Consider the following 24,423-nt stretch of genomic DNA (forward strand, 5'->3'; position numbering starts at 1 on the left):
GATTTGCATTGATGATCACAGGCGCATCACTGCCGCTGTTTAATGCTCCCTCGGCGTGGCTCCCCCTCACCCCTAGCCCCTCTCCCGAGGGAGAGGGGAATAGCTCCACAAACACCAATATCGCCACGCGGGACTTCCCGCTGGCGGTGCGCATCAGTCTCGCCCTGAAGTGACAGGGCCGGGCGCGTCCAAGGTGGACGCTGTATGTAATGCCAGCCTTTCGGCGTGGCTGTAGAGCGTGCGCCATGGACGCGCCCTTGCGAAGGGTATCGGCCGTTCGGATGTCTCACTCCCGGCCCGTCTCGGAAACATTTTCGTACGCAGGACAGCCTGCGCAGCACTGATTACCCCACATGACGCCGACCACATGGCAGGGGCGTTACACCCCGCCCGCAGCACCGGTCACCTTCGCACTCTCCGCTGCATGGCTCTCAAGCGAGCCGCTGCCGCGGCCTTCTCAGCTTTCAATCGATCCACCGGATCGATTGATCTGCCCAAGGACAGACCAGCTTCGAAGCCACCTCCACCCGGTCGGTCCGGACCGCCCTGTCTGGTGATGGGAGGCGTGTAGTATGGGTTGGGTTTGCGGGGGTGGGGATGGATTTGTTTCGTCCCGGATTTCAATCATAGCGACCCGCATAACATATGCGACAATTTCAGGCCGAAAACCGGTGAGCGCGCTGAAAAGGTGATTAAGATTGAATTTGCCGTGCCAAATCTCGAATATCTGAGCTGAAAGTTTCACAAATCCCGAGCACTCTCGAGAAAGAGGTTATATAGCTCTTTTTGGCCCTGATCATGGTTCTGTTTATTCGCGGAAAAGACTCTATTGCCTTGAGGGAGGTAGCCATAGCTTCGCAGAGTCCATCCAGACTCCCTGACGCCTGTTCCATACTGCCTACCAATTGAGGCACTTCAGGAGAGCTTGACGAAACCATTCCATCTTCGAGTGCTATGGTGAAAGCTATCGAGGCGTAAGAATAGGCGGCGCTAGCTGCTTCGGCCATTGTGCTACCTATATGGTCTGCTTCCAATGCTGCCGAATCTAAGTGGTTGGGCAAATCAACTCTAAGCCCTGCTTGTCTTAGCGGTTCAGGACGCTTCTGAATTTGATCGAGCTTTGACGTGAGTCCTCTAGCTAGCGTGCCTAACATCTCCATCTGTTCAGCAACAGTTTTCAAGTTATCATACGATATCTCGAGAGCATCTTCAAATCCGAGTTCCTCGAATTCCTGAAGCGCCTCGGTGACGCCGAATTCTTCAGTTGCGAATACTGCGATCGTAGAGCTTATGGCATGCGAAAGTCCCGTTCGGGTTATCTTTGCGAGGCGAATATTATCGGAAAATTGCTGATAAAGCACTCCTTTTTCGGAGAGATATGCCTGAAAGTCTTGTACTTTTTTCAACTCTTCGGGCTTGATTTGAAGCGCTTCATTTGTGTGAGTATTAAAAAATACATGAATATTAAAACTGACCTTCTGTTTTTGTGCCGAATTTAAGAATTTTTCGATCTCTTCTACCGTGCCTGAGTCGAAATTCTGTGTTGGGGTGCCAAGTCGACAGCCGATTATTGCAATAATGGTATCGCAGCCAGCTGCTTGTGCATTTACTACAGCTTGAGCTTCATCGGCTTGTCCAGAAGCGACATTCTCCTTCCAGTCGAGATACGTGATCTCTTCGCCAATGGCGGACAGCGTGTCGTTTATTTCACCGATTGTTTGTTTCACAATCTGTGCCGAGGCCGTCTGGTCACCCGTGTATGAAATTAGCACCTTCATGCGTCAATCAAAGCACGATTCGTCGGCACGAAATATAGTTTAGATTTAGTTCCTGCCCTCAACCAGCCTGCGCGCGATCACCATGGCCTGCACTTCGCCGGCGCCTTCGAAGATGTTGAGGATGCGGGCGTCCTGAAGCACGCGGCTGACGGGGTATTCGAGGGCGAAGCCGTTGCCGCCGTGGATCTGGACGGCGTTGTCGGCGGCGGCCCAGGCGACGCGGGCGCCGAGGAGTTTGGCCATGCCGGCTTCGAGGTCGCAGCGCTTGCCTGAGTCTTTCTGGCGGGCCGAATAATAGGTGAGCTGGCGCACACCGATCAGTTCAGCGGCCATCATGACGAGCTTGTTGGCGACGCGTGGGAATTCGAAGATTGCGCGGCCGAACTGTTCGCGGTCGAGCGCGTATTTGAGGCCAAGCTCAAACGCGTTCTGGCCAACGCCGATGGCGCGGGCGGCGGTCTGGATGCGGGCGCTTTCAAAGGTTGCCATCAGGTGGCGGAAGCCCATGCCTTCGGTCTCACCGAGGAGGTTGGCGGCAGGCACTTCGAAGCCGTCAAAGCTGATCTCATACTCTTTCATGCCGCGATAGCCGAGCACCTCGATCTCACCGCCGGACATGCCGTCTGCCGGGAAGGGGGTCTCATCATCGCCGCGCGGCTTTTCAGCCAGGAACATGGAGAGGCCGGAGAAATTATTGGTCGCCGGGTCGGTGCGGGCGAGCACGGTCATCATGTCGGCGCGGACCGGGTGGGTGATCCAGGTCTTGTTGCCGGTGATCCTGTAGGTGTCGCCGTCTTTTACTGCGCGTGTCTTGAGCGCGCCGAGGTCGGAGCCGGTGTTCGGCTCGGTGAAGACTGCCGTCGGCAGGATCTCGCCCGAGGAAATGGCCGGAAGGTATTTTTCCTTCTGCGCGTCGGTGCCGCCGATCAGGATCAGCTCTGCTGCGATTTCAGACCGGGTGCCGAGCGAGCCGGTGCCGATATAGCCGCGGCTGAGCTCTTCGGAGACCACGCACATGGAGGTCTTGCCGAGGCCGAGGCCGCCAAATTCTTCCGGAATGGTGAGGCCGAAGACACCAAGCTCTGCCATCTCCTCGACGACAGGCATCGGGATGTAGGCGTTTTCGAGGTGCCATTCATGGGCGTGCGGCATGATCCGTTCGGTCGCAAAGCGGCGGAACTGGTCGCGGATCATGGTGAGGGTTTCGTCGAGGCCGGTTTCTTCCACCGTCGCCCGCGATAGCGCATCTGGCAGGTGCTTTGCGGCAGCGGCCATGGTTTCGGTCGTCTTGCCTTCGGTGAGGAAGCGCTGGATAGCCGGTTCAAACAGGCGCTGCATGCCCTCTTTGGGGACGCCGATGTCTGCCGGGCGGATGATCTCGCCCTGGTTCATCGGAATGCCGCCAATCAGCTGGGCGCAATATTCAGAGAAGAGGATCTGGGAGAGAAGCTGTTCGATCTCACCGAACTTGCCCTCTGCCGTCATGCGGTCGGCCCAGTCGGCCGTCTCGCGCAGCGTTTCGACATAGGTGATGACCCAGGCGAGGCCGTGGGCGGAATGCTGATGATGGTCGAGCAGCTTGCGGTCGATCTTGCCCTCAGGGGCGAGGCGGGCGCGCATCGCGGCCTTTGCGTCCTCACCAAAGGCTTCGAGGCTGACCACCGCTTCCTTCATCGCAGGAAGCAGGCCGTCCATCACAGGTGAAATCTTTTCTGCAGCTGTACCGTCCATTTTCTATCCCTCCGGGCGTCTCTTGCGCCATGTATCTATCGCACCGGGGCGCATTTGACACAAATTTTGCTGCGGCGCAGCGACATTTATTGCCGCAGGGGCAGCTTATGCCTTTTGGGCAGAGGGTTCAAAAGTGATGTCGAGTGCCTCGCGGGCCGCATCGATGTCCTTGAGCGTCTGTTCAAACAGGCTCCAGTCATCGCGCTCTGCGATCGGGGCCCAGATCGCCTCGACCTCATCATAGAGAAGGGAGACGGGTTTTTCGCGTTGCCAGTAGGCGTGTGACAGGCGTTCGGGGCGATCGGCTGTGCGGGCGAAGAGGCCTTCCTTCACCGGGGCGAAGCCTGCGTCTCTATACATGTCCGCGATCGGGCTGCTTTCGGCGCGCGTTTCGCTCTCCTTGCCGCAGAACCAGTCAAAGAAGACCTGCGGCCACGGGGCACGCGTTTCCGACATCCAGGTATAAAGCACCTGCAGCCAGACAAGGTCGTCATGTAGCTCGCCTGAGGACTGTAGCCCGAAGAGTTTGAGGTTATGGCTGGCAAGCGCGGCCTGATAAGCGGGCTCATAGGCCTGAAGCGCTTCGCCGAGCGGTTCCGTATCGCAGACGGGCGACATCGCGATGGCCAACTGTTGCACCGCCCAGAGGCCTTGGGTCGGCTGGCGGCCAAACCGGTAGAGACCTTGGCTGTCGAAATAGGCGGCGGTGAAGTTCGGGTCGGATTCCGGCAGGAAGCGCCACGGGCCGTAATCGAAGCTCTCACCGGTGATATTGAAATTGTCCGTGTTCATCACGCCGTGGACGAAACCGGTCGCCATCCATTGCGCGACCATACGGGCGGTCTGCTCTGTTATCCTGTGCAAGAGGGCAGGCGCCATGACCGAAATGTCTTCGTCGAGGGCGTCCGGATAATAGACCTCGCAGCAATAGCGGATGAGGCGGGCAAGATTCTCTGTCTCGCCAAGAGAGGCGGCGCGCTGGAAGGTGCCGAAGCGGATGTGGCTGTGCGAGAGGCGGGTGAGCACGGCGCTGCGGGCAGGCGAGGGCTCATCATTGCGGGCAAGCTCCTCACCCGTCTCGATCAGGCTGAAGGGTTTGGACGTCTTTACGCCGTGCGCTTCGAGGTATTGTGCTGCGAGCACCTCGCGCACACCGCCCTTGAGCGTGAGGCGGCCATCGCCCTGGCGCGACCAGCGCGTCTGGCCAGAGCCCTTGGTGCCGAGATCGAGCAGGCGGCCCTGATCATCGCGCAGCTGCGCAAACAGGAAGCCGCGGCCATCGCCAAGCTCCGGATTGTACACGCCGAACTGGTGGCCGTGATACCGCATGGCGAGCGGCGTCTCGATATTGTCCGCAAGCGGATCGAATTTTGCGAAATGGGCGAGCCAGTTTTCGGGGGTCAGCTGCCCTAATCCGACGCGCTTGTCCCATCGAGTGTTGCGAAATCGCAACACGGACATGCGAAAATGTGCGGGTTCTGCTGCGTCTGCGAAGGCGTCAGCCAAGGCAAGGAATGCGGGCGCGGGCTGATAATCCATGGCGGCCTGATGACAGTTTTTGCCGGGTGCAGCAAGCAGAAGAGGCAAAAATGACCCTAGGGAAGCCTGATGCGCGCGAGCGAATTCCCGTTCTTCCGCTGAAGAATAACCTGTCACTTTTCATAGCTATCGATGCAGTCGGAAATTCATGCGGCGGTGCAGCACCGATTTGCAATTGAATTCAATTTCCAAATCAGCAGAGATCGACGGGAGTCCGCCGCCAAAAGAGCGGATCGTCTAGTATTTGGGAGGAAACACTTCATGAGAAATGGAAATAAGTGGCTGGTTGCATCATCGGTACTTGCGCTTTGCGCGACCGGTGCTGCCCATGCCCAGGAAGACGGTAATGACGAAACACTGCGCCAGCAGACCGTCACCGTCACGGGTTCTGCGATCGCCGGTACGCCGGAAGATGCAGCCCTGCCTGTCGACGTCCTGACCGCTGCCGATCTGCAGCTTGAAGGCAACCCGACAATTACCGAGCTGATCCGTAACCTCGGCGTCTCGTCCGGTACGGACAGCCAGACCAACCAGTTCGCCTCGAACGGCCTTGAAGGCACGTCGAACATCAACCTGCGTGGCCTCGGCCCAGCCCGTACGCTGGTCCTGATCAACGGCCGCCGTCAGACCTTCCACCCGTATGCGATTGGTGAGCAGGCACAGCTCTTTGTCGACACCAACATGATCCCAACCGCCGCTGTCGGCCGGATCGAGGTGCTGAAAGACGGCGCAGCCGCGATTTACGGTTCTGACGCCATCGCCGGTGTTGTGAACTTCATCACGCGCAGCGAACTCGACGGCTTCGAGATTGGCGGCGACTACTCCACTTATGAAGGCACCGACGGCGACTACAACATCAATGCTGCCTATGGCTTCCAGGGCGACAATTGGAGCTGGGTGACCTCGGTTGGTTACAACTTCCGCAGCGAAGTACCATTCCTCGAGAAGGACTGGGCGATCCTGCCTTTCTCTGAGAACCCGGTCGGCGGCTGGTCGTCGCTCTCCAATCCTGGCTACTACATCCCGCTGGGCATCACGCCCGGAGGCGTCGCGCCGATTGCAGGCGCCGTCAATGACAATGGCTGTACGGATGTTGGCGGTATTGTTGTCGGCACCTGCCGGTTCCAGTTCCTGCAGTTCGACAATCTCGTCGAGGAAGAAGAGCGCTATCAGGTCTTCTCTGAATACAACCGCGACTTCGCTAATGGCGTCGGCATGCACCTTGAGGCCATGTATGGCTATTCCGATGTGCCGGAGTGGAAAACATCTCCATCCTATCCGCCGCAGAGCCTGACCAATCAGGTCGTCCCGGTGAACCACCCTGGTTTCGTGCAGTATCGTGCTGACAATCCGGGCGCGTTCCCTGCAGGCACGATTGCCGCGCTCTATCTCGGCCGTACCTATGGCTGGGGCGGCTTCCCCGGCACAGGCGGCGCGCAGGAAGGTTTCCGGACCTATGAGAGCTATCGCCTCGGCGCGCAGTTCGACGGTCAGTTCGCGAACGGCGTAAACTGGGATACCGCCCTTACTTGGTCGCAAACCGAAGGTGAGCGGGTCACGAATGATACTTACATCAACGGTCTGACCATTGCGCTTCAGGGCTTTGGTGTCTGTGGTGACGCCAATACCGGTGCAATCCCTGCCGGCGCAGTCGCGGGCCAGGGCGATTGTGAATACTACAACCCGTTCTCCAACGCGATTCAGGCAAACGCCATCACAGGACAGCCTAACCCGAACTATGTGCCGGGTCTTGAGAACTCCGCAACGCTTGCGAACTGGATGACCGACGGCGTCGGTACGGTCGTGACCGCAGACCTCCTCGTCTTTGACGCGACGGTTTCGGGCATGAGCGGCATCGAGGCAGCAGGCGGCGAAGTTGGCTGGGCTGCAGGTGTGCAGGTTCGCCGCGAAGGCTATGAGACCGTTCCAAACGAAGTGACCGATCTGACCCAGAACCCGGGTCCAGGTGGCACCGGTCCGTTCTCCTTCCTTGCGGGCACCACCCCGTTTGACGAAGAGCAGACCATCTATGCTGCCTTCGGTGAACTTCAGGTGCCGCTCTTTGAAGACTTCGACATGCAGTTCGCTGTCCGCTATGAGGACTATGGCGGCGATGTCGGCTCGACCTTCGACCCGAAGGTTGCTGCAAAGTGGCAAGTGAGCCCATCGCTCGCACTTCGTGGCTCGGCTCAAAGCTCGTTCCGCGGCCCGACGCTGAACCAGCTGTCTGGTCAGGTCACCACGCTGCAATTTGTGGCACCGACCAGCGCGTTCAAAGCGGTTGACCAGTTCGGTAACCCGGATCTCGATCCGGAATCGGCGTTCAGCTTCAACATCGGTGCCCTGTTCGACAACAATAACGGCTTCACGGCCTCGATCGACTATTACAACTTCGACTTCTCTGACCCGATCATCGTCGAAGACCAGGCATCGATCGTGAGTGCAGCCATCGCAGCTATCAATGCAGGTAATGCTGACGCATCGATCGTCAGCCGGATCACCTTCAACGATAACAATGGTGACGGCTTCGGGGCCAACGCGCCGAACGAAATCGCACGTATCGCAACCAATGTTGTGAACGGCCCGGACATTCAGACCTCTGGTATCGACCTTCGTGCCGAGCAGGTCTGGGATATCGGCGCGAACGAGTTCTCCGTTGGTGGTGAAGTCACCTATATGATCGAATACGATGTGGACGACTTCCAGATCGAAGACGCGGTCATTCCGGGCGGCGACCGTGTCGACCAGTTCAACCGGTCGAACTTCTCCCGCTCGCTGCCGAAAACCAAGGCGAACCTGTTCGCCAACTACATGATCGGCAACCACAACCTTCGCGGTGTGATGCGTTACATCAGCTCTTATGAGGATGAGCGCGGCGATATCACGGGCAATGGCGAATCGGACATCGATAGCCAGACCACCTTCGATATCTTCTACACCTGGCGTTCCGACTACGACCTCGACCTTGGTCTGTCCGTGGTCAACGTCACCGACGAAGATCCGCCATTCGCACAGTTCGACACGAGCTATGACCCGTACACGCACAATCCGTTTGGCCGGACTTTCAAGATCAGCCTGACGAAGCGTTTCGGCGGCAACTAGGTCTCTGAGACTACCCTGAGCAAAAGGAGAAGGCGGCGCTTCGGTGCCGCCTTTTCTGCATTTGGGATTGAGGTTTCAAATCCGGGCAAGAGACGCTAGGCCTTATCTGGAGTTTAGCGATCAGGTGAAAGGCCGCCCGAATGACGAAAACCGTGCTCGTGACCGGTGGGGCTGGCTATGTCGGCAGCCATAGCTGCAAGGCGTTCGCCGAGGCTGGCTGGAGCATCGTGGTCTATGACAACCTGTCGCGCGGCTGGCGGGATTTCGTTCAGTTCGGCGAACTTTTCGAGGGCGACCTTCTCGATGCCGACCGGCTGGATGAGGCCTTCGAAAAGTTCAAACCCGAGGCGGTCGTCCACTTTGCGGCCTTCGCCTATGTCGGCGAGTCTGTGGATCAGCCGGGTCTCTATTACGAGAACAACACGCTCGGGACGGTCAGGCTGCTGGAGGCGATGGCCAAGGCCGGAACCGACAAGATCATCTTTTCATCGACTTGCGCGACCTATGGCGTGCCAACGGAAATGCCGATCACCGAGAATATGAGGCAGGCGCCGATCAATCCTTACGGCATGTCAAAGCTATTCGTTGAGAAGGTGCTGGACGACTACGAGGTTGCCCATGGCATTCGATCGGTGAAGCTTCGCTACTTCAATGCGGCAGGCGCTTCGCCTGATGGCGAAATTGGTGAACGCCATGAGCCTGAAACGCACCTTATCCCGCTCTGCATCGAAGGCGTGCTGAACGACACGTTCAAGCTGACCATTTTTGGCGATGATTTCGAGACGCGCGATGGGACCTGCATCCGCGATTATATCCACGTGATGGACCTCGCTGACGCACACATGAAAGCGCTGGACTATCTTGGTGGCGGCGGGGCCTCCGACGTTTTCAATCTCGGCACCGGAACCGGAACAAGCGTACTTGAAATCGTCCACGCCGTTGAGCGGGTTACGGGAAAGCCTGTGCCAAGAGAGATCGGCCCGCGGCGTCCCGGCGACCCGCCTGCGCTTATCGCTTCAGCCGAGAAGGCCGCGCGCGTGCTCGGCTGGAAGCCCGTCCAGTCAGACGTCGATAGCGTAATCGCCACTGCCTATCAGTGGCACCTGAAAGAGCTCGCGCGCAAAGCGGCGCTATAACTCAGACCGGCGACACGTCCCCATAGACGATGAAATGCGGATTGTCGTAGCCGCGCTCGCGCTTGCCATAGCGAAGCGGTGCGCCGTCTTCAGTCAGAACGACGGCCCCTGCGGCCTCTGCAACAGCCTGACCGGCAGCGGTGTCCCATTCCATGGTGCGGCCCATGCGGGGATAGAGGTCAGCCTCGCCCGCGCCGAGCAGGCAGAATTTGAGCGATGAGCCCGCCGAGATAATCTCATCGACCTTGAATTTCTTCAGGAAGGCATCGGTTTCTGGTGACCGGTGTGACTTGGACGCGATGGCGGTGACGCCAGCGTCCGGGCATTTGCGGATATGCAGCGGGCGGCGCGCGTCTTCCGACGGGACCGGCGCGCCCGGTTTCACATCCGCCTGCCAGGCGCTGTCAGGTCCGTCGGCAACGAATAGACGATTGAGTGCCGGAGCGTAAACTACGCCCATAACAGGCTTGCCATGCTCGATAATGCCAATGTTCACAGTGAACTGGCCATTGCGGTTGATGAACTCGCGCGTGCCGTCCAGCGGATCGACGAGGGCGAAGCGGTGGCCATGCTCAGGGATCTTGCCGGCGGAGACGGACTCTTCGGCGATGACCTTGAGGTCTGGTTCTGCTGCTTTCAGCCCGTCGAGGATCAGGATTTCAGCCTTGGCGTCGGCTTCGGTGACAGGGGAGGCGTCATCCTTTCTCTCGACATCGAAGTCGGTGGAATAGATGTCCATCACCAGCTTGCCTGCGTCGAGTGCGATGCGTGCCAGCTGTTCGCCTGTAATCGTCGTCATGCCGTCTCCTATAGGGCGGGATCGTCGGTCAGCGGCGCTTATGCCCACGTTTCTGTGGCGGCGCAAATGCGCTGGGCGATGTTCATTGCGTCAAAGGCGTGACGGCTTGTGCCGTGACGCAGGGGCGCCTTGCCGAACACAGCCTCGATGAATTCGGCAAGTTCCTGCTCAGCAAACTCGACGCGCTCATATTCGGTCACGGTTTCGTCCGGGTTCGGCACGGTCCGACCGGTCTCATCCTGCAGGAGCTGGGCATGGATCAGCATTTCCGGGCCATAGTCTTCAAGGCCGGGAAGGTGACCATCCAGCCAGACATAGCCGCGCTCATAACCAAGCTCGATCCGGAAGGTCTGGCGCCATGAGGTCGCCGAGGCGTGAAGCTGCGCGATCGCGCCATCGCCGGACTTCAGCATTGCGAAGAGGTTGGCATTCCCGCCGCGCCCTTCAGGGCACATGGCTTTCACGCTTTCGAACGGGCCGAAAAAGACGTGCAGAAGGTCCAGCATATGGATGCCATGACCCAGCAGGACGCCGTGCTTTTCGGCGTCAGGGCCGGGATATCCCGCATGGCCATAAACGGCGCGGGCGGTCAGCAACTCGCCATAAGGCTGCGTGCGCACAAGGTCTTCAGCGGCGCGAACGCTGCCATGATAGCGCAGCGAGCAGCCAAATTTCAGGATGGCGCTACTCTTGGTCTCGGCTTCGCGCAGATTGATGATGTCTTCGACCGTCAGGCCGCCGGGAAGTTCACTGAGGACATGGATCCCGGCAAGAAGGGCGCGCCTCGCGGCATCGGCTGCCTGCTCTGCCGGAAGGGCAAGGATCAGGGCATCGACCTGTTTGCGGTTAAGCAGGCCCGACCAGTCAGCGTCTGCAAAGCGGGCGACCTGCGCGGCAGAAAAGCTGCGAACGATACGCGCATTCTCGCTGGCTTCGACCGCCTTCAGGCGCTCGACGGCGAGGGGACTTTTTCCGAGGATTGCAAAACGCAACGCTTTCATCAGCGGGGACTCTGGACCGGCAGAAACAGGCTTCTCGGGTAACCAGTCCGCAGGCGTGCGGCAACTCTCCGTGTGCGGCTCAGGGGCGGATATTCCAGTCGCTGAGGGAGAGGTCGCCGGCGTCATCGAGATGGAAGACGCCATAGGCGCCGGTCTTCAGTTTGAGATTCTCATGCTGGCTGCTGTCAGGCTTCAGCCCGGCGGCGGTCAGGGCAAAGCGGGCGATACCATTGCTGGTCACGATCAGGACCGGACCGGCGCCCGCGGATTTGGCGAGCTTGGCGAACAGGCTTTGCCACTGGCCTTCAATGGCGGCCGGGTCGAAGCGCCAGCCGGGCGGCGGGACGGCGTCACGTTCCCATGCATCGAGTGCGTCCTGACCTATGCGGGCGATGACCGCGTCTTCGGGCTGGTTCTCATCCGGGCCGTAATCAATCTCACGCAGGAAGTTGCCGATCTCCAGCTCTGGCGGGTTTGCCTGCGCCGCGAGAATGGCGTCAGCGGTCTGGCGGGTGCGCTTCAAGGGGCCAGCGATGGCCTGGGCAAACGCAATGCCCTTCTCGGCGAAATGCGTGCCGAGGGCGGCGGCCTGCGCCTCTCCGGAGGCGGAGAGGGCAAGATCGGTGCGGGCGCCAACGCGGGTGACGGTATCGCCCTTGTCGAACGTATTGCCGTGGCGAACTATATAGAGCGTGCGGGCCATTAGCGGGGCGCCTCCATCGGGTCGCCGCTCTCAGCGATGAGGCCTTCTGCGAAGCGGGCATCCTCTGGCGTGTCGATGCCCCACATCGCATTCGCGCCGGGCTCGACAGCGACCGTCATGATGCTCATGCCGTTTTCGAGAAAGCGCAGCTGTTCGAGGCCTTCCAGTTCTTCATAGTGGCCGACGGGCAGGCTCGCGAAACGTTCCAGCGCGGCCATGCGGAAACCGTAAAGCCCGATATGCCGGAAGACGGGTGAGAGTGGCTCACTGGCACGCAGCTTCTCTTCCTTACGGATTGCCGGGATAATCTGCTTGGAAAACCAGAGCGCCATGCCATCGCTGCGCCTGATGCAGCTCGTTCCGCTGAACGGCTCACGTGTCTTCTGGTCGCGGATCGTATCGAGCGCGGCCCAGTCGAGCTGGACGACAGGTGTGACCACATCGGCAGTTGTGGTGGCGGCGGCCTCGATCAGCGCGCTCAGATAGGCAGGCGGGGTGAAGGGCGCGTCGCCCTGAAGGTTCAGGATAAAGTCTGGTGCCTCGCCTTGCGCGCGGGCGGCGGCGAGGGCGCGGTCTGTGCCGGATGGCAGGTCGGGATCCGTCATCACGGCGGGCGCGCCGATCTCTGCGGCATGGTCCATTATGGCATTGACGTCGGTCGCGATGACATAGGATGTGTCTGAGCGGGCCGCCGCGACGCGCGCGGCGACATCGGCCACGCGGGAGACCAGCGAATGACCTGCGATCTGGTGCAGCGGCTTGGCCGGAAACCGGGTCGATCCGATCCGTGCAGGGATGACGATAAGTGTCTTCATGGGCTCGTCCGTCTATCAAACGCCTTAGGGGCGGTCTGCGCGTGAGAGGGCGTTTCGTCAAGCTCGGCACCGTGCCCAGAAACGGTGCAAGTTTAGCAAACGCCGTGTCTGACTTGACCGTCCCTGTATTGTTGGCTTGAGACGTGGTTGTTACCTAGCCGCGACCTGGCCACAAACCGGACTGATCATGACGACACTGACCCATCTCGACCGGCTCGAAGCCGAGAGCATCCACATCCTGCGCGAAGTGGCGGCCTCAATGCAGAATCCGGTGATGATGTATTCCATCGGCAAGGACAGCTCTGTCCTGCTGCACCTCGCGCGCAAGGCGTTCTATCCCGGGCCGATCCCCTTCCCGCTGCTGCATGTCGATACGACATGGAAGTTCCGCGAGATGATCGCGTTTCGCGACGCGCTGAAGGACGATCCGAACATCGACCTTTTGGTGCATATCAATGAGGAAGGTGTCGAGCAGGGCGTCGGGCCGTTCACGCATGGGTCTGCGGTCCACACTGACATCATGAAGACGCAGGCGCTGAAACAGGCGCTGACCAAGTACAAGTTCGATGCAGCCATCGGCGGGGCGCGCCGCGACGAGGAAAAGTCCCGCGCCAAGGAGCGCATCTTCTCGTTCCGCTCAGCACAGCATCGCTGGGACCCGAAGAACCAGCGCCCGGAGCTCTGGTCGCTCTATAATGCGCGCATCAAGCCGGGTGAGAGCGTTCGCGTCTTCCCGATCTCCAACTGGACCGAGCTCGATATCTGGCAGTACATCTACCAGGAGAATATCGACATCGTGCCGCTCTATTTTGCTGATGAGCGCCCTGTGGTCGAGCGCGATGGCATCATGGTGATGGTTGATGATGACCGTCTGCCGCTGGAGCCCGGCGAAAAGCCTGAAATGAAGAAGGTGCGCTTCCGCACGCTTGGCTGCTATCCGCTGACCGGCGCTGTCGAGTCTGAAGCCTCTTCTATCACAGAGATCATCGAGGAAATGCTGCGTACCACCACGTCAGAGCGCGAAGGCCGCGCCATCGACAAGGATGCCCCCGCCTCCATGGAAATGAAAAAGCAGGAGGGCTATTTCTGATGGACGGTTACGCAGCCCCTGATTTCGCCAATATCGAGGAATATCTCGACAGCCAGCTGAAGAAGTCGCTCCTGCGCTTCATCACCTGCGGCTCTGTCGATGACGGCAAGTCGACGCTGATCGGCCGGCTCCTCTATGAATCGAAGATGATCTTCGATGACCAGCTCGCTTCGCTGAAGAATGAGTCCAAGAAGTTCGGCACGCAGGGCGAGGAGATCGACTTCGCGCTTCTGGTCGATGGCCTCGCCGCAGAGCGCGAGCAGGGCATCACGATCGATGTCGCCTATCGCTTCTTCTCGACTGACCGGCGCAAGTTCATCGTCGCCGACACGCCGGGCCACGAGCAGTATACACGCAACATGGCAACAGGCGCCTCGACGGCGGACCTTGCCATCGTGATGATCGATGCGCGCAAGGGCGTGCTGACGCAGACACGCCGTCACAGCTTCATCGTGTCTCTTCTAGGCATCCGCAACGTCGTCCTCTGCATCAACAAGATGGACCTTGTCGGCTATGATCAGGACGTCTTCGATGAGATCGAAGCGGACTACCGCGAGTTCGCCGCCGATTTCGGGTTCGAGCACATTCAGGCCATTCCGGTTTCTGCGCTCGCTGGCGACAATGTCGTCGTGGGCAGCGAAAATACGCCCTGGTATGATGGCCCGCCGCTGATGGAATATCTCGATACGGTCGAGATCGCCTCGGACGCGCAGGAACAGCCTTTCCGCATGCCGGTTCAGTGGGTGAACCGCCCGAACCTCGACTTCCGCGGCTTTGCCGGTCAGGTCGTCTCCGGCACGATCAAGCCGGGCGACGGCGTGCGGGCGCTGCCATCCGGCAAGACAAGCAAGGTGGCGCGCGTCGTCACCATGGGCGCTGACCTTGATGAGGCGGTTGAAGGCCAATCGGTGACGCTGACGCTGGAAGACGAGATCGATATCTCGCGCGGCGATGTCATCTGCGCGGACAAGTCGCCCGCAGAGGTCTCAGACCAGTTTCAGACGACCATGATCTGGATGTCGGACAGCCCGATGCTGCCCGGCCGGTCCTATGTGATGAAGGTTGGTGCGCGCGAATGCCAGATGCAGGTGACTGAACAGCGCCACCGCATCGATGTGAATACGCGCGCGCATGAAGCGGCCAAGACACTCGGTCTCAACGAGATCGGCGTTGTCAATGTCGCGCTGGACCGCGAGGTCGCATTCGACCCATACAAGGCCAACCGCCGCATGGGCGGGTTCATCGTCATCGACCGGATGACGAATGAGACGGTCGGCCTTGGCCTTATCAATTTTGCGCTTCGCCGCGCCTCCAACATCCACCGCCAGTCGCTGGATGTGAGCAAGGAGCTGCGGGCCTCGATGAAGGGTCAGAAGCCCGTCATGCTCTGGTTCACGGGGCTGTCTGGCGCGGGCAAATCGACAGTCGCGAACCTTGTCGAGAAACGCCTCGCGGCGATGGGCAAGCACACCTATACGCTGGACGGCGACAATGTCCGCCACGGCCTCAACAATGACCTTGGCTTTACCGATGCCGACCGGGTGGAGAATATCCGCCGCGTGGGCGAGGTCTCCAAGCTGATGCTGGACGCGGGCCTGATTGTGCTCGTCTCGTTCATCTCACCGTTCCGGGCCGAGCGGCGTATCGTGCGCCAGATGGTCGAGGAGGGTGAGTTCTGGGAAGTCTTTGTCGATGTGCCGCTGGACGTCGCCGAGAGCCGTGATGTGAAGGGCCTCTACAAGAAGGCACGCGCCGGTGAGATCAAGAACTTCACCGGTATCGACAGCCCGTATGAAGCGCCAACCGACCCTGAGATCCATGTCGACGCCGACAAGCTGGCCCCGGAAGAGGCTGCGGAGCTTATTATCTCACGGCTGGAGCAGGCAGGTCTGATCGGGGGCTAGAACGCGCTGATAAGCGGTTCTGTCCTCAACCCTGCGTCACGCTCGATGAGTTTGCTCATCTGAGCGTCCAGCTTCTGAGCTGTCAGGCCTCTTGAGAGAAGGCAGGTGATGGGCCCCCAGATGAACTGCGTTCATCGGGGGTGACGACACTAATGCTGATCTAGTTTTCGCCTGAAAGGCTGGTGCCCGGCGCTGGATAGCGGCGGGCGCGCCAGACATGCGGACGACGGCGGCTGAGCGTTATCGGGCTCCAGTGCATGGCGCGGGAAATCTGCCAGCTGGAGAGCTTCTTCTCGCGCTGGACCTTGCGGCGGGCCTTCATCGTGTCGCCAAAGCGCCCAAACGCTTCGGAGAGGCCGCGCCGGATCGACTTTGCGCGCGGCTTTCCGAACGCTGTGACGTAAAGATACAGCGTCAGCAGGATGTGCCCCGGCATGCTCGCGATGAGGAGCAGGAGCGGCGTGTTCTTCAGATAGGTGGTCAGCCGGTTGCGCGTGCCCTGGCGGACAGTGAAATCACTGCGAAGACCCGTAATGGCGCTGCCATGATGGCGCACGATTGCGCGCGGCACAAAGATGCACCGCTCGCCCGCAAGGCGGAGGCGATAGCCAAGATCGACATCCTCGCAATAGCAGAAGAAGCTATCATCAAAGCCGTCGGCGCCGAGGAAGATGTCCTTGCGGATCATCGCGGTCGCGCCGCAGGGCGAGAAGCACTCGCCTTCTTCTGGCAGGTCGCTCGCCTTCGCGCCAAACCCGCCGCGCCATGGAAAGCCAAAGACTGAATAGCAATCGCCCGTCCCGTCGAGGCGGTTCGGGTCTTCAGCATCGAACTGGGCGCTCGCAAACTGGGTCACGTCCGGATAGCGCTGCGCGGCATCGGCCAGCGTCTCGATCCAGTCGGCATGCGGTTCTGTATCGGGATTGAGCAAGATGAGCCAGTCGCCGGTCGCCACCTTCGCGGCGACATTGTTGCCGCCTGCAAAGCCGAGATTGTCATCCATGCGCATGAGGCGGGCGCCATCGAGGCCAGAGAGGTCGAGCCGGTCAGCAGAGCCATCTGTCGAGGCATTGTCTACCACCAGCACTTCGAGCGGCTTCAGCGTCTGGGCTTTCAGGTGATCGATGGCGGACTGGATGAGGTCGCCGCCATTATAGTTCACGATGATGACGCTGGCGCGGAAAGGCGATGCGGCAACCAAGGTCTGCTACTCCAGTCAGGCAAGCCAGATCATGGTTTGCGGGAAGCCGGACGTCCAGCCGGTCTCACCTGTGGAGCCCGGCTAGACGTCATCTGAGATACCTAGAGGGCGGCTTTTACTGCCGCTGCAATGGTTTCCTCATCGAGGCCAACCGCCTTCAGCACCTGATCATTGGTGCCCGATGGCGGGGTGAGGTCGAGGCCGAGGCGGACGAACTTGCGGCCCGACAGCGCACCCGCTTCGGCAAGCGCAGTCGCAACCGCGTCGCCCTGACCATAGCGGCGATAGTGGTTGTCGATGGTCGCGATGAGCTTTGCGCCGCCGGTTGTCTTCGCCAGCCACCCGCCATCGATGATGTTGAGGAAGGGCAGGGAGATGACAGTGGCATCGACGCCTTCACCAGAGAGGCGGTCTGCGGCCTTGAGAGCCTGAGCCGTGCCGACGAGGCCGGACGCGATGAGGACAGCGCTGCCATCACCCTTGCGTGCAACGCGGCCCTGACCGGCAGCCGGGGTCCAGCTGCCATCTGCTTCATAGGCCGTCTCATAAGGGATGGAGACAAGGCGCAGGAAGGACGGGCCATCATGGGTGTTGAGGCACCAGTCGAGGAGCGGAGCGACCTCGTCCGGGTGGGCCGGTTCGACCATCGCCATTTTCGGAATGGAGCCGAGGGTGGAAATCTCACGCACAGACTGGTGCGAGTGGCCCGGGCCGCCTGGCAGTGCGCCGGAAAGACCGCCGACATAGACGATCTTCGTATGTTCTGTGGCGTTGTTGTAAATCTGCTCGTTCGGGCGGGTCGACAGGAAGCAGGAGAAGGAGTGGACGACCGGTAGCAGGCCCTTCAGCGCCATGCCGCCTGCCTGGCTGACCATGTCCATCTCAGCGATGCCGCATTCGACGAAGCGGTCAGGATGGGTGTCGCGGAACGGCTCAAGACCCATGTCGAGGACGAGGTCTGCGTCCAGCGCGACGATCTTGTCATTGCGCTTTGCCTGATCGAGCAGCGCGGCCGTGTAGGACGGGAAGAGCTTGACCGGGTTGCCACCTTGCGGGGCTGCCGGGCGCTCGACCGTCTCGAACTCAGGCTCTGGCAGGCCAGCGGCCTTGTGGCCGTCGAGGATGCGGGAGATGAGCTCCTGCGCGCCGCGGGTATAGTCTTCGGCCTGCGGGGCACCCGAATGGAACTGGAAGCGCTCGACATCGCTGTCGACCGAAACGCCTTCCATGAAGCTGACGCCCTTGCCCTTGATCGTGTTTGCGATGATCACGCTCGGGCGCTTTTCGTCCTGACGGGCCGCGTTGAGGGCGTCGCGCATGGCGTCAATGTCGTGGCCGTCAATGCTCTGCGTGTGCCAGCCGAATGACTCGAATTTCGCTTCGAGGTCGCCGAGGCTGGAGGTGCGCTCAACCGAATAGTCCGACTGGATCTTGTTGTGGTCGACAATGACCGTGACTTCGGCAACGCCGTGATTGGCCGCCGAGATCAGCGATTCCCAGATCTGGCCTTCCTGAAGCTCGCCGTCGCCCGTCATAACATAGATGCGCGCAGGCTTGTCCAGCATCCGGTTGGCGAATGCCATGCCCTTGGCCTTGGAGATACCCATGCCGAGCGAGCCGGTATTGGTGACCATGCCTGCAACGCCGACATCCGGGTGGCCCGGGAGGCCGTCGATCTTGCGCAGCTTGTGGATCTTGTCGAAAGGCAGGACGTCGAGCGCGGTGAGCACGGCATAGAGACCCGGCGCGTCATGGCCCTTGGAGGAGAAATAGAGGTCCTCGCCCTTCATCTCATTGAGATAGAGCCAGGCGACCACATCCATGCTTGAGAAGCTCGAGCCGATATGGCCGGAGCCTGCATTTGCGATCATGTAGAGCGTGTTGAGGCGCGCCATGTCTGCGAACAGGCTGGTGCGCTGCTCTGCAGAGGCGTTGCATTCCTGCACGCGGGCAAAGGCGGGCTTGTCGAGATAGTAGAGTGTGCCGGAGACGGCTTCGGTAATCAGGTCACCCATGGGGTCGTATCCTCAGATTTTCGGTTCAGTCGCCTTGCCAGGCGGGTTGGTCGATTTTCGGCAGCTCGGCTTCGCCATCCTCGACCATCATTTCGAGGAGGCGCCAGTCGCGCGGGGAGTTCACATCAAGGCCTTCAGAGCCGGACGTCAGGAATGGGGTCAGCACTTCGCCAGCGATCGTGCCCGCTTCCAGTGCGACGCGTGACCAGGCGATCTCAAGGCTCGCATTCTGGGCGTAGACGCGCGGCAGGCCGGGATACTGGGTCGAGTGGTAAGGCGTGATCTCTTCCGGCTGCATCGGCATGAGCGGATGCATCCGCTCACCGCGCACGACCCACATCTTGCCGGGGTGCTGGGCGCAAGGCTCGACCGCGCGGAGGCTGTCGACGCCTTCCTGACGGGTGAACTGGTCCCAGGCGCGCTGGATGGTGGAGGGCAGGCGGCACGGGCTCGTTGGGCGCAGCAGGGCGAAAGCGTCATAGGCCTCTCCCTTGTCGGCAAACCAGCGCAACGCATGCTGGATCCAGTCAATGTCCGGCGACTTGTCGCCAGAGAACTCCGGCGGGCGCATGAAAGGCGTCTCCGCGCCATAGTGGCGGGCGACCTTCGCATAGTCATGCGAGTCAGTTGAGACGATGACGCGTCCGAAAATGCCGGACTGTTTGGCCGCTGCGATCGTATAGGCGATCAGCGGGTGGCCCATCAGCGGCGCGATATTCTTGTGCGGCACGCGCTTGGAGCCAGAGCGGGCCGGGATGAGCGCGATACAGCTGGGGGAAGACGCCGTTGCCATGAGCCTAGAGCCGTCCCGGTTCGGTGATGAGGTAGATGTCTTTCAGCTCTGTGTAGACATCCAGCGCTTCGGTGCCCGGCTCGCGCGTGCCATTGCCAGAGGCGCGGAGGCCGCCGAACGGCATGTGCGGCTCTGAACCGAACGTGCCCGCATTGACGACAGCGACGCCCGTGCTGAGCTCTTTCGTGAACGTCCAGGCGCGGTCCCAGCTGGTCGTGTGGATCGTGCCAGTGAGGCCATATGGGCTGTCATTGGCGAGCGCGACGGCCTCTTCGAAACTGCTGACCTTGTAGATCGCGCCGACCGGGCCGAAGAGCTCTGTCGTTGAAAGGTGAGAGTCTGCCGGAGAGCCTTCGATCAGCGTGGCCTGAAGGTAGAAGCCGCCTGCGAGGTCTCCGCCAATACGCTCGCCGCCGCATAGCACCTTGGCGCCTTCGCCTTTGGCGCGCTCGATAGCGCTCAGCATGTTATTCAGCTGGCGCTCATTGATGACAGGGCCAAGCTCACAATCGTCGCCGACACCGGCCTTGAGGGAGTTCGCCTTGGCGACGAAGGCGTCGACGAACTTGTCATAGACGGCGTCCATCACGATGAAGCGGCTGCCCGACGCGCAGCGCTGGCCCGCATTGGAGAAGGCAGAGAGCGAAGCCCAGTGGACGGCCTTTTCGATGTCAGCATCATCGCAGACGATGAAAGCGTTTTTGCCACCAAGCTCCAGCGAGACCTTTTTGAGGTCGGCGCCCGCCTTGCCAGCAATCTCACGGCCAACGCGGGTCGAGCCGGTGAAGGAGATGACGTCGACATCCTTGTGAGCGGTCAGCGGCGGGCCGACTTCCTGGCCAAGGCCCTGAACGACGTTCATCACGCCTGCGGGCACGCCAGCTTCGATCAGGGCCCGGGCCATCCAGTCAGCCGAAAGCGGTGTGTCTTCTGCGGGCTTTAGCACAACGGCGTTGCCGCAGATGAGGGCCGGGAAAACCTTCCAGGCAAAGTTCGGGGCCGGGGTATTGGCGGCGGCGATCAGGGCCGCGACACCGCAAGGCTGGCGAACCGTCATGCAGGACTTGTTCGGCGCGCCGGATGGCATGGTGCGCCCGAAAAGGCGCTGGCCTTCGCCGGCATAGAAGCGGCCGCACATGACGGAGCCGGTCGTCTCACCCATGGCAGCAGAGAGCGGCTTGCCGGCTTCTTCGGCGACGATCTTTGAAAGTTCTTCGGCGCGCGCTTCGATGAGGTTGCAGGCAGCGTGCAGGATCTGTCCGCGCTGGACGGCAGGCGTATCGGCCCAGGCCTTTTGCGCAGCCTTGGCAGCGGCGATGGCCTTCTCGACCTCGTCGGCGCCGCCATGGTGCAGCTTGGCAATCGCCTTGCCGCTATGGGGGCTGAGGATGTCAGACGTGGTCTGACTGGAAACGGCCTCTCCATTGATCAGGGATTTCACGTTCTGCGGATCGAATGTGTCCAGCAATGACAGCTCCTGTGATCGTCTTTACTCGCGCGGCGGCTGCGCGCGTCCCGGTGCTAGCCGATTAAAGCCAGCCCGGGCAAGGTCAATTGGTGGCTGCGCCGCCTTCAATTGCCGCAAGCTCGTCCTTCATGACGATCTTGCCGGAGAGAGGCTCCAGCGTGATGGCCGGGATTGGCTGCGAGAACTCACCCTCGACCACCGATGGGTCAAGCTCGACCGGGTCGAGCGTATTATTGACGAAGACGAAGGCCTCGTCGAATTCGCGCATATGCACATGTTTTGAATAGCGTACGCGCTTCGTGACGCCCTGACCGACCCGTTTGGACCAGATGTCGAAATAGGCTTCGCTGGTGTAGATATCGAAGAACTTCGCCGGATGCGTATGGAAGAGCACGTCGAAATGCCGGTTTGCGTAGAGCATGAAGAAGCAGGTCAGATACTCAGCCAGATGACGCTCAAGGCCAGCATCGGTCATCTCGAAACGTTTGGTCCAGCCTGAAATCTTGTCTTCGGTGCCGTGAAACCGGTAGGTGCCGGACTTCACGATGAGTTGTTTCTTCATGACATGAGAGTTGTCGAAGAATTGCTGCAGGCGGTCATAATAGTCGATGCCGTCGCGCTCATAGTTGCGCCATTCCCAGCGGAAGGGCTGCTCCCAGAACATCCCGTCCGAAATCTTGAGATACTGGCGCACCAGTTGCGGCTCAGTGACGAGGATGCTGTCGAGCATCGTGCCGTTCAGGAAGAGCGTTTTCCCATTCGCCTTGAGCAGATCATGAAGCTCGCGGAACAACAGGATCTGGTTCTCCTGAAAGTTTGGGAACCAGTCTTTCGGCATATCGAAGATGAGGCTCGGCGCGCCGAAACCATAGCGGCGGACGGCGTAATCGATCAGGACGGCATCGATCTCATTGGTCTTCATGATTTCGAGGACGCGGTTGCAAAGTGCCGAGCGCACCTCTGGCCTGCGAATATCGAAAACGCAGCCTTCAGCGTCGAGCGCCGGGCCTTCGACGAATTTCAGACGGTGCTTCGGCTCGAGACTCTCGTCCGGATTGTGGACGTAATACTCTTCCGGCAGGCCCGCATTCGGCCCGAAAAGGTAGCCGTCATCATAGTTCAGAACGGCATAGCCGATGAAGCGCTTGTTCAGTCCCTTGCGCTTGAAAACCTGCCGCATCTTCTCGAAGGCGGGCATTTTCATCGTCAGCTTACAGACGCTCTCATCGTAGTGATAATTGCTAGGGGAGTATCCGGAATAGCGGGTATAGGCGTGAGTGACGTCGGGGCCGCCACGCAGCGGCGTCCCCATCTTGCCAACCTTGGAATTCAGGAACGCAATCAGCGATCCCGTCATGGTCGGGATGAATGGGTTGTGGGCTTCCCTTGTGATCCAAGGATCACCGAACGGGTTGAGCAACTGCTCCTGCTCGCTCTTGTCTTCCGGGCGATGGATCGCGACCCCGTTCTTGAACCTCGACAGTTTCAGCATCTTGGCCGAGCAGGATTCACTTTCGATCCCGTCACGAGGCTGGAACTTGCGCTTGGGCAAATTACGCCGAACGAAGCGTATCGCCTGATCGACGAATAACGGCACCTTGAAGCTCATTAGAGGTCCCCACCCTGATGCTCTGCATTGAAAACGAACGGGGCGCCATCGAGGATGCCCCGGGTAATCGTGTCGAGGCCCGGCCATTTGCCAGGTGCAAGCTCATCGACGCTTGGCACTTCGATATCGAACATCGCGCCCGTCCCGTTAGGCTGCAGGAAAGGCAGCGGGATCATGCGGCGGAAGAAGAAGTGGTAGGCGTAACGAAGCGCGCGCTCACGGTCCGGCGCCCACTGGCCGGGGGCGGCTGGAAGCTGGTCGAGCAGTTTGAAGTAATGCGGCTTGTCGCTCGCATCCTGCGTGACGCCCTTGTTGCGGATCCAGGCTTCGCCTGCGACGATGACAGGTTTGCCCAGCGGAGTGAGCTCCGTGCCCATCTTGGTGCCATAGATGATGACGGCGTTGGAGGCGTGCGCCAGCGCATATGTGCTGGCGTCTTCATCTGGCGCGATGATGTGGATGTGGCGCGGCAGTTCCGGGAAAGCCTTCTTCACCTCGTCGATGACGCGCTGGCGAGACGGGATCGCGCCGCGCACTTCGGCAGGGTGAACACGGATGACGACTTCAAGGTCTGGCCGGTCAATGAAATAGCGGATGGAGTCGATGATCCAGTCCTTCATGCCCGGGAAGGCGTTGGCCGGATAATGCAGCTGCGCGTCCCACATGACATTGGTCAGCATGGAGACGACAGGCTTTGAAAGGTCGATGCCTTTCTTCTCGGCAAAGGATTTGAAATCCGAATCCGGCTCTTCGTGGAAATAGATCCAGTCCTTGCCGCCGCTGGCCCGGCTTTCGAGATAGGCGCGGACTTCGGCGCGGACTGCCTCAGACATGTCGAGCTCTTCCCACGTCTCGACGGGCTCACTCATCATGGTGTGATGATAAGTGTCGTCATGGCTGAAAATGAAGCAGTTCTTCCGGTAGGCGACGACCCAGGTCACGACGCGCACGCCTGCCTTGCGACAGACATCGGCAGCGATGCCCTGCGGGCTGTAGATGCCGTGGTGAAGCACGCAGACTTCAGGCTTCCAGGCGGCGATGATGCGTTCATAGACGCGCTTGGTAAGGATCGCGCCCTCAAGGTAGCGGCGCTGCACCTCTTCTGCGCGCGGCTGCCCTTCAAGGTCGCCGGTCGCATAATAACGAAGCGCGCCAGCCAGCGCGTGTTCGCCGACCGCAATGCCGTCCAGTTTCCAGTCCGAGATGGAGGCAAGATCGACGCTGGCTGCCAGCGATTGTGCCTCGCTGAAGTCTTCCTGCTTCAGATGGTCTGAATAGCGAAACTCCGGCAGGCCCATCGGGCGATGATTGTTCGTGCCGCGATTGAAGCACGCCTTGCAGAGGCGGTTCACAAGGCCGAACTCGGCAATCATGTCGGGCGGCGTTGCCTCGCCATAGGTCGGCATCAGGCAGGCTGGCATCGAGCCATCACAGAATACGCGGCCAACCTGCGCCCCGGCCTTGGTGAGACCTGCAGCCAGCACGCCGTCCAGATTAGTCACCGCGCCGTGCATGCCTGTATTCGAGCCGATCAGGACGCGCGGCCCAGCGGCCGACTTCACATCGGTTTCCCACTGGCCTTTCGATGCGGCGATCAGGTCAGGCCAGGACGCAAAGCCTTTCTCGGGCGTGAACGGCTTGGTTGCACCTTTGAAGCGAGGCGGCATTTTCAGTTTTGAGGACATAAGCGCTTGGTTACTTCCATTCTTCGCCGTTGGCCGATACTGGCGCGTTTTGCA

Annotated in this window: 17 protein-coding genes; 4 read left to right on the plus strand and 13 right to left on the minus strand. The window is 60.3% G+C overall.

Annotation, left to right across the window (positions count from 1 at the left end):
* Positions 1-692: 692 nt before the first annotated feature.
* The 3 genes from D1222_RS07940 to D1222_RS07950 form a co-directional block, all read right to left on the minus strand.
* Entirely contained in the window at positions 693-1,778 is a 1,086-nt protein-coding gene (locus tag D1222_RS07940) for a hypothetical protein (RefSeq protein ID WP_119453629.1), read from the minus strand.
* A 45-nt stretch (positions 1,779-1,823) separates the two neighbouring features.
* A complete protein-coding gene (locus D1222_RS07945) occupies positions 1,824-3,509 on the minus strand; it encodes an acyl-CoA dehydrogenase family protein (RefSeq protein WP_119453630.1) in 1,686 nt (561 codons plus the stop codon).
* 105 nt (positions 3,510-3,614) lie between these two features.
* Positions 3,615-5,048, minus strand: a complete 1,434-nt coding sequence (locus tag D1222_RS07950; RefSeq protein ID WP_119453631.1) for a protein adenylyltransferase SelO family protein — start codon at positions 5,046-5,048, stop codon at positions 3,615-3,617.
* A 261-nt stretch (positions 5,049-5,309) separates the two neighbouring features.
* Here D1222_RS07950 and D1222_RS07955 point away from each other — a divergent pair, with 261 nt between their 5' ends.
* The gene (locus D1222_RS07955; protein ID WP_119453632.1) at positions 5,310-8,150 is read left to right on the plus strand and encodes a TonB-dependent receptor plug domain-containing protein; all 2,841 of its coding nucleotides are present in this window, start codon (positions 5,310-5,312) and stop codon (positions 8,148-8,150) included.
* Between the two features lie 140 nt (positions 8,151-8,290).
* Positions 8,291-9,286: a UDP-glucose 4-epimerase GalE gene (galE, locus tag D1222_RS07960; protein WP_119453633.1), complete on the plus strand. Its 996-nt coding sequence runs from the start codon at positions 8,291-8,293 to the stop codon at positions 9,284-9,286.
* Position 9,287: 1 nt separating this feature from the next.
* Here the strand turns inward: galE and cysQ are convergent, their stop codons facing one another.
* From cysQ to D1222_RS07980, 4 genes are all read right to left on the minus strand, one after another.
* Positions 9,288-10,085 (minus strand): 3'(2'),5'-bisphosphate nucleotidase CysQ, encoded by a 798-nt coding sequence (gene cysQ, locus D1222_RS07965; RefSeq protein WP_119453634.1) that lies wholly within the window; start codon positions 10,083-10,085, stop codon positions 9,288-9,290.
* Positions 10,086-10,123: 38 nt separating this feature from the next.
* Positions 10,124-11,086: a Gfo/Idh/MocA family oxidoreductase gene (locus tag D1222_RS07970; RefSeq protein WP_182481902.1), complete on the minus strand. Its 963-nt coding sequence runs from the start codon at positions 11,084-11,086 to the stop codon at positions 10,124-10,126.
* Positions 11,087-11,165: 79 nt separating this feature from the next.
* Positions 11,166-11,789 (minus strand): histidine phosphatase family protein, encoded by a 624-nt coding sequence (locus D1222_RS07975; protein WP_119453636.1) that lies wholly within the window; start codon positions 11,787-11,789, stop codon positions 11,166-11,168.
* Positions 11,789-12,604 carry a 3-deoxy-manno-octulosonate cytidylyltransferase family protein gene (locus D1222_RS07980; protein WP_119453637.1) on the minus strand — a complete coding sequence of 272 codons (816 nt, stop codon included), beginning with the start codon at positions 12,602-12,604 and terminating at the stop codon, positions 11,789-11,791. The genes D1222_RS07975 and D1222_RS07980 overlap by 1 nt, the downstream gene beginning before the upstream one ends.
* Before the next feature lie 187 nt (positions 12,605-12,791).
* Between D1222_RS07980 and cysD the strand changes: the two genes are divergently transcribed.
* Positions 12,792-13,694, plus strand: a complete 903-nt coding sequence (gene cysD / locus D1222_RS07985) for a sulfate adenylyltransferase subunit CysD (protein ID WP_182481903.1) — start codon at positions 12,792-12,794, stop codon at positions 13,692-13,694.
* Positions 13,694-15,598: a sulfate adenylyltransferase subunit CysN gene (cysN, locus tag D1222_RS07990; RefSeq protein ID WP_119453638.1), complete on the plus strand. Its 1,905-nt coding sequence runs from the start codon at positions 13,694-13,696 to the stop codon at positions 15,596-15,598. Before cysD ends, cysN begins: the two co-directional genes overlap by 1 nt.
* Before the next feature lie 160 nt (positions 15,599-15,758).
* Here cysN and D1222_RS07995 read toward each other — a convergent pair whose 3' ends face one another.
* The 6 genes from D1222_RS07995 to D1222_RS08020 form a co-directional block, all read right to left on the minus strand.
* The gene (locus D1222_RS07995) at positions 15,759-16,799 is read right to left on the minus strand and encodes a glycosyltransferase family 2 protein (protein WP_119453639.1); all 1,041 of its coding nucleotides are present in this window, start codon (positions 16,797-16,799) and stop codon (positions 15,759-15,761) included.
* A 101-nt stretch (positions 16,800-16,900) separates the two neighbouring features.
* Positions 16,901-18,814 carry a transketolase C-terminal domain-containing protein gene (locus D1222_RS08000; protein ID WP_119453640.1) on the minus strand — a complete coding sequence of 638 codons (1,914 nt, stop codon included), beginning with the start codon at positions 18,812-18,814 and terminating at the stop codon, positions 16,901-16,903.
* A 25-nt stretch (positions 18,815-18,839) separates the two neighbouring features.
* Positions 18,840-19,607 (minus strand): acylneuraminate cytidylyltransferase family protein, encoded by a 768-nt coding sequence (locus D1222_RS08005; protein WP_119453641.1) that lies wholly within the window; start codon positions 19,605-19,607, stop codon positions 18,840-18,842.
* A gap of 4 nt (positions 19,608-19,611) precedes the next feature.
* On the minus strand, positions 19,612-21,075 hold the full coding sequence (locus D1222_RS08010; protein WP_119453642.1) for an aldehyde dehydrogenase family protein: 1,464 nt from the start codon (positions 21,073-21,075) through the stop codon (positions 19,612-19,614).
* Positions 21,076-21,157: 82 nt separating this feature from the next.
* Complete coding sequence (locus tag D1222_RS08015) at positions 21,158-22,684, minus strand: hypothetical protein (RefSeq protein WP_119453643.1); 1,527 nt, start codon at positions 22,682-22,684, stop codon at positions 21,158-21,160.
* Positions 22,684-24,369 (minus strand): capsular polysaccharide export protein, LipB/KpsS family, encoded by a 1,686-nt coding sequence (locus D1222_RS08020; protein WP_119453644.1) that lies wholly within the window; start codon positions 24,367-24,369, stop codon positions 22,684-22,686. Before D1222_RS08020 ends, D1222_RS08015 begins: the two co-directional genes overlap by 1 nt.
* Between the last annotated feature and the right edge of the window lie 54 nt (positions 24,370-24,423).

Origin of the sequence: Henriciella algicola, from assembly GCF_003576245.1 — a bacterium.
Classification (GTDB): domain Bacteria; phylum Pseudomonadota; class Alphaproteobacteria; order Caulobacterales; family Hyphomonadaceae; genus Henriciella; species Henriciella algicola.